Here is a 9,698-nt window from a genome sequence, read left to right as displayed (position 1 = left end):
AAACGTGAAATGTATGGTAAGGGGAGTTTTGAATTGCTCAGAAGAAAGGTCTGCCTTTCACAAACTGGATAAGTGCATCAAAATTGGCGAAGAACCGTTGGAGTGCAGCATTTTCGGCACTAATAAATACACAATCCAGTCGAAAAGTATGCTATAAAATTTACTTGTCCAAGAACGTTTTTCTATTCTGCATTCTATAGCTTTCCCCAGTGAGGTTTATCACTTCGCACCGGAACAATATCCGGTCTAAAAGTGCCGTTGCAATAACTTCATCCTCCAGCATTTTAGCCCATTCTGTCGGCTTCTTATTTGTCGTTACAATGATGGAGGTAGATTCGTAGATCTGGTTGATGAAATTGAAGAAAGCGACCGCGACATTTTTTTCCAGCGGGAACAGCATGACATCATCAATAACGATGAGGCCCGCCCGCAGCATTTTTTTGTACTCAGCAGCCTGTGAACGTACAAAGTCCTTTGTCTTTAAGGTAGAAACGATCTCTTCCATCGTTCTGAAATACACATGATATCCTGCCCTGACAGCGTCTCTTGCCAAGCCTGCTGCAAGCATTGTTTTCCCAGTTCCACTGGGTCCCATCAGCACGAGATTAAACAGCTGGTCGATCCAGTTAAGTTCCCGTAGTGCAGCGAGCCGTTTGTCGGTAAGCCCGTTACGTTTGGCTTCATAGAGCGAGAGATCGTTGTTTTTTGGCAGAGAAGCAGATTTCATCCGTCTGTGGATATACTTGAACAAGCTGACCCCTCAAAATTGAATTAGAATTAGGGATGCGTAGTGCGTTTAAAGCTGTTATTCAACTGCCATACTGGCTGATGTTGACCCCCTAATTTATTTTTTCAGTTCATTGCGCTGGAGCATGCTGACCCCTTAGCAAGTAGTTTTTGTTACTTAGTGATCAAACAATTCGGATCACTGATGGCTGGAAAACCAAAACGAATGAGTCAGATAAAGCAATTAATCAGATTGTACCAGAGCGGTAGCGGGATAAAAACAATCGCCCGCATCCTTGGTTTGAGCAAGAATACGGTGAAGTCCTATCTCAAAAAGATGGCCGACGGCGGTTTCAATACGGAAGAACTTCTTAAACAGGAGGACCCCCTGTTGGAAAAGTCGTTCTACGCAGGGAATCCTGCTTACAAGGCAGACAAGTTTGAGTACCTAAAAAGCCGTCTTGACTATTATGAAAAAGAACTTAAGCGTACCGGAGTTACCAAGCTGCTGCTCTGGCAGGAATATATAGAAAGTGATCCCACCGGTTATAGCTATCCACAGTTCAACTATCATTTAAGGCAACAGCTTGTCTCGCGCAAGGGCAGCATGGTGCTTGAACATACCGCCGGCGATAAATTATATATTGACTTTTCCGGAAAAAAGCTCCATTATATTGACAGGTCCACTGGGGAGCTGGTCGCCTGTGAAGTATTTGTGGCCTGCCTGCCCTTTTCAGACTATGCGTTTGCAATCGCTGTACCATCTCAGCAGACCCCTGACTTTTTTTATGCACTGAGCAGCTGCCTGGAGGCCCTTGGCGGTGTTCCAAAGGCCATTGTCCCCGACAATCTCAAAGCAGCGGTCATCAAGGCCGATAAATATGAGCCGGTCCTGAACCAGTCCATGGAAGACTTTGCCAATCACTACGGCACAGCTGTGGTTCCGGCGCGTGCGGGCCGCCCAAAAGACAAGTCATTGGTAGAAAATCAGGTAAAAATGATCTATACCCGTGTTTTTGCACCACTGAGAAACAGGCAGTTCTTTGATATCCATACGCTCAATGAAGCCATAAAGGTCTGTATGTTAAAGCACAACCAGACCCGGATGCAGCAAAAGCCATACTGCCGGGAAGAGCGGTTCTTAAGTTCCGAAAAATCAACATTGAGCGAACTTCCCAAAAAACGATTCGAGCTGAAGAGCTATGCTGAACTCAAAGTTGGGGATAACGGACATATCTACCTGCAGCGCAATAAACACTATTACAGCGTACCCTTCGCTTATATCGGAACAAAGGTAAAGATCATTTACACAAGAAATATGCTCTGGATCTATTGTCGGGGCAAACAGATTGCCTCGCACATACGCGGTTACCAAGAAAATACGTACACCACTGTCGCGACACATTTAAAGTCCGAACATCAGGCGTATAAAAACCGCTCGCATGAAACATACCTGACAAGGGCAAAAGCACACTCTGCGGAGTTCGCCAAACTTCTGGAAGCTCTCTTTGCACGCGCGCGTTATCTCGAGCAGCTATTCCGTACCTGCGATGGGCTGTTCAGGTTAAAGCGGGACTTCCCGGTAGAAGAGTTTGATAAAGCATGTAGTTACGTGCTAAAAAATAAGCTATATACCTACTACTACTTTAGGAATGTGCTTGAAAACGGAACAGCAAACAATCAGAAAGAAACTTCCGTAAAAAGCTCCCTGCCGGAGCATGCCAATATCAGGGGAAGAGCGTATTATGCAGGCAGCCAGCCGACACTGTTTGATCAGTCAAACGATGGACCCGCAATACAGTGATGAATAGAATAAAATAAACAAATAATAAAATAAGATGAATATTGAAACACAGATGAGAGCGTTACGCTTACATGGTATGGAGCGTAACTGGAAAGCATTGAATGAAACCCGCCGCAGTACAGAACTCACCCTTTCCGAAGGACTGTCCCTATTGCTGCAGGCTGAATCAGATGAACGGGATGAAAAAAGGTTTGAGCGACTTAAACAGAATGCCGGCTTCCGCTATCAGGATTCGATAGAGGAGATAAACATGGTCGCTACCAGAGGTTTGGACAAGGGATTGATCACTACGCTGGCTACCGGCGAGTACATCAAAAAAGGAGATCCGATACTCATCAGCGGTGCTACGGGATGTGGGAAGAGCTTCCTCTCTTCAGCATTGGGCCATCATGCCTGTACCCAAGGGTATAAAGTCATGTACTTTAACCTGCAAAAACTACTTCTAAAGACTAAAATGGCCCGCCGGGAAGGTACACTGCACAAGCTGATGGACAGGATATCAAAAACAGACCTGCTTATTGTCGATGACTTCGGCCTGGTAAATCTGGACCAGCAGCAAAGGCTGGATCTGATGGAAATAATTGAAGATAGACACGCTAAGGCCTCGACAATAATTGCCAGTCAGTTACCTGTGGCCAGCTGGTATGATGTAATCGGTGAAGATACAATTGCAGACGCAATACTCGATAGACTGATCCATGGATCTTACAGAATCGAACTTAAAGGCGAAAGTCTAAGAAAAAAGAAGTAATATTGTCAGGTCATCAGTTGGACTGAAAAAAGCCTTGTTAGAGGGGTCAGTATGTCCAGCGGAGGGGTCAACTTCAACATTATATCCATATTTATTTCATACCTTAAATTTATGTCTAGTTTTAGGGGAGCAGCATACGGTTTCAAAACAGAAGATTAATTAAATCAAGATATGTACTGCTCTACACTGTTTACAGTTCAAAAAATCCAACTATAAAAGAAAACCCAACGCCTAAAAAGGGTTGGGTTTTATAAATTCTTGTTTTAAAGTGCTGCTCTATAGCAATAGAGTATAGAGGGGCACTAACTACGCTACAAATATACAAACTTTTCTATTAAATAGCAAGATCAAAAACTATATGTTGATCAATCATTTCATTCACAGCTCCATTAGTTCTAGCATTAGCGAACAGAGCTATGAGTTCTCTCTCTAAATCATCAGCTCTATTTTGAGAAACTTTACTCAATACAAAAAGAATTAGACGAATTGACGCATTAAGATTCGTTTGATTACGTGTTCTTAATCTATATCGTTTGTTGGGAATTCTTCGAATACCTAAAGGTTGATTACAATCAAATAAAACACCACTGTGACTACAAATATTTCGAATATTGATTAGGGCTAAAATATGATTTTCAAGCACTTCTATGTCTCTTATTTGATATACATCTGAAACTTTTTGCTTAACAATATCTTCTTTCAAATTTTTAAAAAGGGTATATACCTGACCAAATGTAAAAAATTCCAACGTTTTCCAGGTCGGTGCATAGATATCGTTAATATATTTAGCATGATGATCTCGTATAGGAACATTTTTAGATTTAAATTTATCGTATAGATCTTCGGCAACTTTTGAATAAATGGGGCATGCACTACTCTAGGATCATTGAACCAAGTTGGAGATTGTAGATAGTGATTAGAAACATGATAGACTACCTGCGTTCGAAAATGGACTTCAATTCTATATAAATATTTTCCCAAAAGATTCCGCAAATCAACGTCGAAATAATAGAGTTTGATAATATCATCAAGACTGATCCCCTCACGAAGATTGTGATTTTCATCCACTTCAAAGTAATGCCAATAAAAACCGAGCCGATAATACCCTATATCTAATAAATATTCTTTGGCTTTTTCATCGTCATCAATATACAGCCCTCTATCCTTGAGTAACTGAATTTGTGCGTCCACATCTGTAGCTTGTCTCCCCATGTTAATTTTCTGAAAATTAATAAATACTTGCTAATTAAACATACTGCTCACTACCTATCCAAATAACGCTGTGTACTATTTCTAAACTCCTGTTTAAACTGATCATCCATTAGACGTTTAGCAAATTCCATCTGAAACTTACGCATAGACAAAGCTACATCATCAAATATCTTCTTATAAGCTAGCTCACGCGTATAAGGATCAAGATTATCCACATACTTCTGCTGATAATCTGGGTGATCAGCGATACGTTGGGTAAATGTCTCGTAAACCTGACGTTTATCCTCTGGTGTTGCTTCCCAATCGGCAAACCAGCGATCATTGAAATCGCGAATAATCTTGTCCAAGGCATCGGTCTCATCATCGCCATGCGCACCACGCGGGTTAGCATTGGCAGGATCTAAGGTGCTCTCATCCTTATCAAGCAATAACGATACATTCAGCCGCACACGCTCAATGCCATATGTAGACAAATCTACCGCATCCAATAACTCATCCAACAGTTCATCTTCTTTACGCTTTACGATCATCTTAGGAATAAGGAATTTTAGGAACCAGAATAGCTTTTCCCAAAACATATTCTCAAAACTGATCACCGCAGCCACTTGACCATATACTTTTACAAAATGTTTAGCCTTGATCTTGAGATCCGCCTTTTGTTCTTCATTTAAATCTAAGGTGTTATTAAATCGTAATGCAGCTTGGTCGATAATAGGGCTCAATTGATCTGCCTGTACACTTTGAAAAAATTTAGTATTGAAAACCTCCACCTCGTGCCACTCGTATATACCCGAATCATCAAGGCTATCTTTTAGATCGTGCAGTACATTTACATCGGTAGCACCACTTAAGGATGTCGCGGTATAAAATGGATCGAATGCGGCTTTGATATCAGCACTATCATTAAAGAAATCAAGTACAAAAAGGTTCTCCGTTTTCTTTCCGTATTTATTGGCTGAACGATTAAGTCTTGACAACGCCTGTACGCATAATACCCCTTGCAATTTCTTATCCACATACATCGTGGTCAGCTTAGGCTGATCAAAACCCGTAAGGTATTTATTGGCAACAACTAAAATGCGATTGTCATCCTCATCAAATTTGTCTTTGGTCTCTGAATCTGGAAATCCATTCAAAGATGCTTCGGTATACTCAATACCATCCACAAGCTTTTTGCCTGAAAATGCAATAACAATTTTAAAAGGATTGTCGTATTCTGCTAGTATAAGTTTCAAGGCTTGATAGTAGCGTATAGCCGATTCGATACTTTGCGTAACGACCATTGCTTTAGCTTTTCCTTTGAGCAACTTTTTGTAATAAACTTGCTGCAGAAAATGCTGTAGCATTATTCGTGCTTTGGCCTGTATGGTGCGAGGATCACGCTCTACAAAAGCTTTTAATCGTTTCTGTGCCTTGCTGGTATTGAATTCAGGATTATCCTCAACAGACTTTTGTAATTGGTAGTAGCTGCGGAAGGTGGTATAGTTCGCCAATACATCTAAAATAAACCCTTCCTCTATCGCCTGCTTCATTGAATACAGATGAAATGGCTTAAAAGATCCGTCGGCCTGTTTGGTACCAAAACGCTCTAGCGTAGCATTTTTGGGTGTTGCTGTAAAAGCAAAATAAGAAGCATTTTGACGCATTTTACGAGCTTCCATTGCACGCAGGATTAAATCCTGTGCATCGACCTCTCCCTCTTCGTTCGTATCCAGTTTTCCCAAAACCTGGTTCATCTTGTCCGCTGCTGAGCCACCTTGGCTACTATGCGCTTCGTCGATAATAATAGCAAAGCGTTTATCGCTCATGTCATCGATGTCCTCAAGGATATGTGGGAATTTTTGAATGGTGGTTATGACAATACGTTTTCCGCTTTCGAGAGCCAGTCTTAGATCGCTGGAAGAAAATGCTGCACCAATAATATTTTTAACCTCCGAGAAGCTCTTAATGTTATCGCGCAATTGCCTATCCAACACCCTCCTATCAGTAACTACAATAACTGAATCGAAAAGCGGCATTCCCTGCTGATCTTCGACTTCGATTAGTTGAAAGGCAGTCCAGGTAATTGAATTAGATTTACCAGAACCAGCGGAGTGTTGCACCAAATAGGTATTTCCCACTCCTTCTTTACGCACATCAGCTATAAGTCGCTGTACCACATCTAACTGATGGTACCTCGGGAAGATGTAGAATTTCTTATTAAGCGGGACACTATCCTTACCTTCTAACAGCATAAAATGCTGAATAATGCTAGCCCAGCTTTCTTTGCTAAATGTTTCCTCCCAAAGATAGGCTGTACGGTGTCCATTAGGATTTACAGGGTTTCCCTTTCCCATATTATCCCCTTTGTTGAAGGGCAAAAAGAAAGTATCCTTCCCTTGAAGTTTGGTTGTCATATACACTTCGTCCGTATCAACAGCGAAATGTACTAGGCAACGTCCGAACTGCAATAAAGGTTGATTACTATCACGCGTATGTTTATACTGGTGTATTCCCTGTACCGCAGCAGTCTGGCCCGTCCAAGTATTTTTTAGCTCAATCGTACAGAGTGGTATGCCGTTGACTGTAATGACCATGTCTATCTCCTCTCCCGGATTGAGATTAGAGTAACGTACTTGTCTGGTTACAGCAAATTGATTGTGTTCAAAATTATCACGAACAGCCTGTGCACTACTGGCACTGGGTGCTTCATAAAAAAGTGTGAGATGTGCATTATCTACATCCAGTCCCTTTTTGAGCACACGCAATACGCCATACTTCTTGACCATACGATCATAACGTTCCAAGATCTTTAGTTTCCAATCCCCATAAACTTGCAGCTTGGCAAGTTCTTTTGCTTGCGTAGCCTGAAGAAAATTCCAGAAACGGTGTGTATCCAAAGCGTAGGTCTTGTCAAAATCAAGTGCATCGCCTAGATAGTACCCTTTTCTGGAGAGATATTGCCCATATTTATCATTGGCATCCGCAATATTGGTTCCCTGCTCTTTCAGATCTTCCAAAGATGATCCTGTAAGCGCCTTTTCAATAAGGGACTCTAAAGCTTGTTCGTTATATTTTGAGGTCATGGATTTAATGATTATCGGCTAAATATTTTTTAATCTTTTAAATTTGCAAAGGGTCGCTTTCCGTAATAGCGCGTAAACTCTTTTATCAAATTTGTCTCTACCATTGCTGGTTCAATACCTTCTATAGTTTTCCAGCACACATAGAGTTCTTCGGCCTCTTCCAATTGCCAGATATATCGGCCGCCCTGATGTCCGACGGCCTTTCCTTGGCCGAACTTAAAGTATTGTATTAACCTTGATTGTAATGTTGATGCATTAGAGGTTGAACCGGCCTTACCAATATAAACAATTTGACTGTTTTCTATCCAATTAGCTTTTAATTCATCTAGCGATACATTAGGATTTTTCCCCTTAAAATAACCACCGGAGCCTATTTCCCGAAAAATGTATTTTTTTGCTGTTTTTAATATTATATACACGCCCTTCGTTTGAGGTATTATTTTATTATTTTGTCTAACCTGATGAATAGTTACAAAACCTTGGAAATCCAAATCTTTCAGTTGAGTAATAATATCCTCTGCATGATTGAGACTTAACATTTCCAAAATACTTTGTAAAATTGGATTTATCGCCTTCTCGTTTAAAACAGTCTTGATTGGAGCTTGATCTGCTAAAGCCGCATCCTTGGTTTCAACGATCTTGACCACACGTCTAAAATCGTTTACAGTGTAACCATTGCCTACACCGAAATCACTCGCATAAAATCCTAATGTACGAATCTTAGCCCGAATGCTTTTTTGCTTCTCCGAAGAGGCATTACATTTTTGCTCAATGAGCTCCTCAATTGCTAACGCTTGTAGTTTTGTAAAAATAGATTTCCCTTTCATTCAAATCTTGTTTTATAATTGGTTAATGGAAACTATCCTGCTACTTTTATCTTCCCTGTCACAACCTCGTTAATTAGGCTTTGTTTGTATTCTTTAAGTTTGACAATTTGCTCTTGTTTCTGAAGGATGGCTTTGTCTATTTTTGAGGTTTGCTCTTGCAAAAAAGCCACAATTGCTTTCTGTTCAGTTAAAGGTGGTATGGGAAAAAAGAAATTATTGAAATTTTCAGTTGGAAATCTCCATCTTCCTAACATTGATACTCCTTGGCCATGAGCATAAAATATTTTGCTACTATAGCAATCCTGTAAAACAAACAAAAAATATGGTGAGAAATTTCTATTGTTTATCAATGTAAAAACTCTATAATCAGGACTTATAACCCCATCGTGCTCCGAAATATCAACCCAACCAGTCAATAAATCCATATGATTCATAGCAAATTCTCCTTTGTAAGCTAACTGATATTTCGAATAGTCCATGGCCAATTGACCTTCACCGCTTTTGACATCTTTTACTTTTATTCCTTTCTGAGTGATTGACAATACGTCATATCCTTCTCGTCCAGCAATTCTCTTTAAGATTGAAAAAATGTATTTCAATCTCTTTATTTCCCAATGCTTTGGGATCTCACCAATCCAATCTATTCCAGAATCTTTAGTAGGAACAACCTCTCCTTTTACATGTGGAATTCCTTTGGTGATTGCATGGTGAATCGTGATTTGACGTAACTCTTTTAGTTTTTCTATTTGCTGCTCTTTAAGGTTGATTGCTATTCCTATTTTCTCAGATTTGTCATCTAGATAGTTAGCTATTGCTTTCTGTTCGTGTATCGGAGGAATTATAGATTTTAAGCGAGAGAAGCTGTCTTTTGGAATAGTATTTCTAAGACCTCTATATAAATATTTGAGTTGCTTTTTGTCATCTGCATTAAGATAATAATAATACATGAAAGGAGCATGTATACCTTTTGTTGGCTTCATCACTGTATAAGCTCCAGTGATCATTCCATCAAATGATGACAATCCTACAGTTCTAGGTGTCTCTTCCACATCGAACAAACAAAAAACAAAGTCATTTACTCTCACTTCCTGATATGTATCAAATTCAGCAGGAAACTTTCCCTCAGGATTTTCCATATCACGTTTGACTATACCTCTTAAAGTTAAAGACAGCAAGTCATATTTAATCGAACGCTTTCCAACTTGATTCTTGACTAATTGAAATACATACTTATTTGGCCTCATTACCCAATGCTCTGGAATCTCACCCAACCAGTCTATCCCACTATCTTTATATTTTTCGTATCGCTGCAT

General features: G+C 40.2%; 8 protein-coding genes. 2 read left to right on the top strand and 6 right to left on the bottom strand.

Annotated elements, in window-relative coordinates; genetic code table 11:
* Positions 1–160: 160 nt before the first annotated feature.
* The gene (locus tag BGP15_RS01320; protein ID WP_115049953.1) at positions 161–727 is read right to left on the bottom strand and encodes an ATP-binding protein; all 567 of its coding nucleotides are present in this window, start codon (positions 725–727) and stop codon (positions 161–163) included.
* Positions 728–952: 225 nt separating this feature from the next.
* On the opposite strand from BGP15_RS01320, the gene istA reads away from it, so the two are divergent.
* Together istA and istB are read left to right on the top strand one after the other, a co-directional pair.
* Positions 953–2,530 (top strand): IS21 family transposase, encoded by a 1,578-nt coding sequence (gene istA, locus BGP15_RS01315; RefSeq protein WP_236560129.1) that lies wholly within the window; start codon positions 953–955, stop codon positions 2,528–2,530.
* A gap of 34 nt (positions 2,531–2,564) precedes the next feature.
* The gene (istB, locus tag BGP15_RS01310) at positions 2,565–3,281 is read left to right on the top strand and encodes an IS21-like element helper ATPase IstB (protein WP_159332801.1); all 717 of its coding nucleotides are present in this window, start codon (positions 2,565–2,567) and stop codon (positions 3,279–3,281) included.
* Positions 3,282–3,615: 334 nt separating this feature from the next.
* On the opposite strand, the gene BGP15_RS01305 is transcribed toward istB, so the two are convergent.
* From BGP15_RS01305 to BGP15_RS01285, 5 genes are read right to left on the bottom strand one after another with little or no spacing between them, the layout of a single operon-like run.
* Positions 3,616–4,086 carry an Abi family protein gene (locus BGP15_RS01305; RefSeq protein WP_286768501.1) on the bottom strand — a complete coding sequence of 157 codons (471 nt, stop codon included), beginning with the start codon at positions 4,084–4,086 and terminating at the stop codon, positions 3,616–3,618.
* Positions 3,981–4,493, bottom strand: coding sequence for an Abi family protein (locus tag BGP15_RS01300; RefSeq protein ID WP_115049946.1), 513 nt, complete (start codon positions 4,491–4,493; stop codon positions 3,981–3,983). The genes BGP15_RS01305 and BGP15_RS01300 overlap by 106 nt, the downstream gene beginning before the upstream one ends.
* 50 nt (positions 4,494–4,543) lie before the next feature.
* A complete protein-coding gene (locus BGP15_RS01295) occupies positions 4,544–7,558 on the bottom strand; it encodes a type I restriction endonuclease subunit R (protein ID WP_115049944.1) in 3,015 nt (1,004 codons plus the stop codon).
* 29 nt (positions 7,559–7,587) lie between these two features.
* Positions 7,588–8,385 (bottom strand): hypothetical protein, encoded by a 798-nt coding sequence (locus BGP15_RS01290; RefSeq protein WP_201303485.1) that lies wholly within the window; start codon positions 8,383–8,385, stop codon positions 7,588–7,590.
* Between the two features lie 32 nt (positions 8,386–8,417).
* Positions 8,418–9,698: a restriction endonuclease subunit S gene (locus tag BGP15_RS01285; protein ID WP_115049942.1), complete on the bottom strand. Its 1,281-nt coding sequence runs from the start codon at positions 9,696–9,698 to the stop codon at positions 8,418–8,420.

The organism is Sphingobacterium sp. 40-24, from assembly GCF_001899705.1.
Classification (GTDB): Bacteria; Bacteroidota; Bacteroidia; order Sphingobacteriales; family Sphingobacteriaceae; genus Sphingobacterium; species Sphingobacterium multivorum.
The sequence above is the reverse complement of the archived record's forward strand: the minus strand, read 5'-3'. Positions and strand labels throughout refer to the sequence as shown.

Excerpts from the sequence above, each read along its gene's own strand:
- BGP15_RS01290 (WP_201303485.1), bottom strand. The coding sequence starts at position 8,385 with ATGAAAGGGAAATCTATTTTTACAAAACTACAAGCGTTAGCAATTGAG.
- BGP15_RS01320 (WP_115049953.1), bottom strand. The coding sequence starts at position 727 with ATGAAATCTGCTTCTCTGCCAAAAAACAACGATCTCTCGCTCTATGAA.
- istB (WP_159332801.1), top strand. The coding sequence starts at position 2,565 with ATGAATATTGAAACACAGATGAGAGCGTTACGCTTACATGGTATGGAG.
- BGP15_RS01285 (WP_115049942.1), bottom strand. The coding sequence starts at position 9,698 with ATGCAGCGATACGAAAAATATAAAGATAGTGGGATAGACTGGTTGGGT.
- istA (WP_236560129.1), top strand. The coding sequence starts at position 953 with ATGAGTCAGATAAAGCAATTAATCAGATTGTACCAGAGCGGTAGCGGG.
- BGP15_RS01300 (WP_115049946.1), bottom strand. The coding sequence starts at position 4,493 with ATGGGGAGACAAGCTACAGATGTGGACGCACAAATTCAGTTACTCAAG.
- BGP15_RS01295 (WP_115049944.1), bottom strand. The coding sequence starts at position 7,558 with ATGACCTCAAAATATAACGAACAAGCTTTAGAGTCCCTTATTGAAAAG.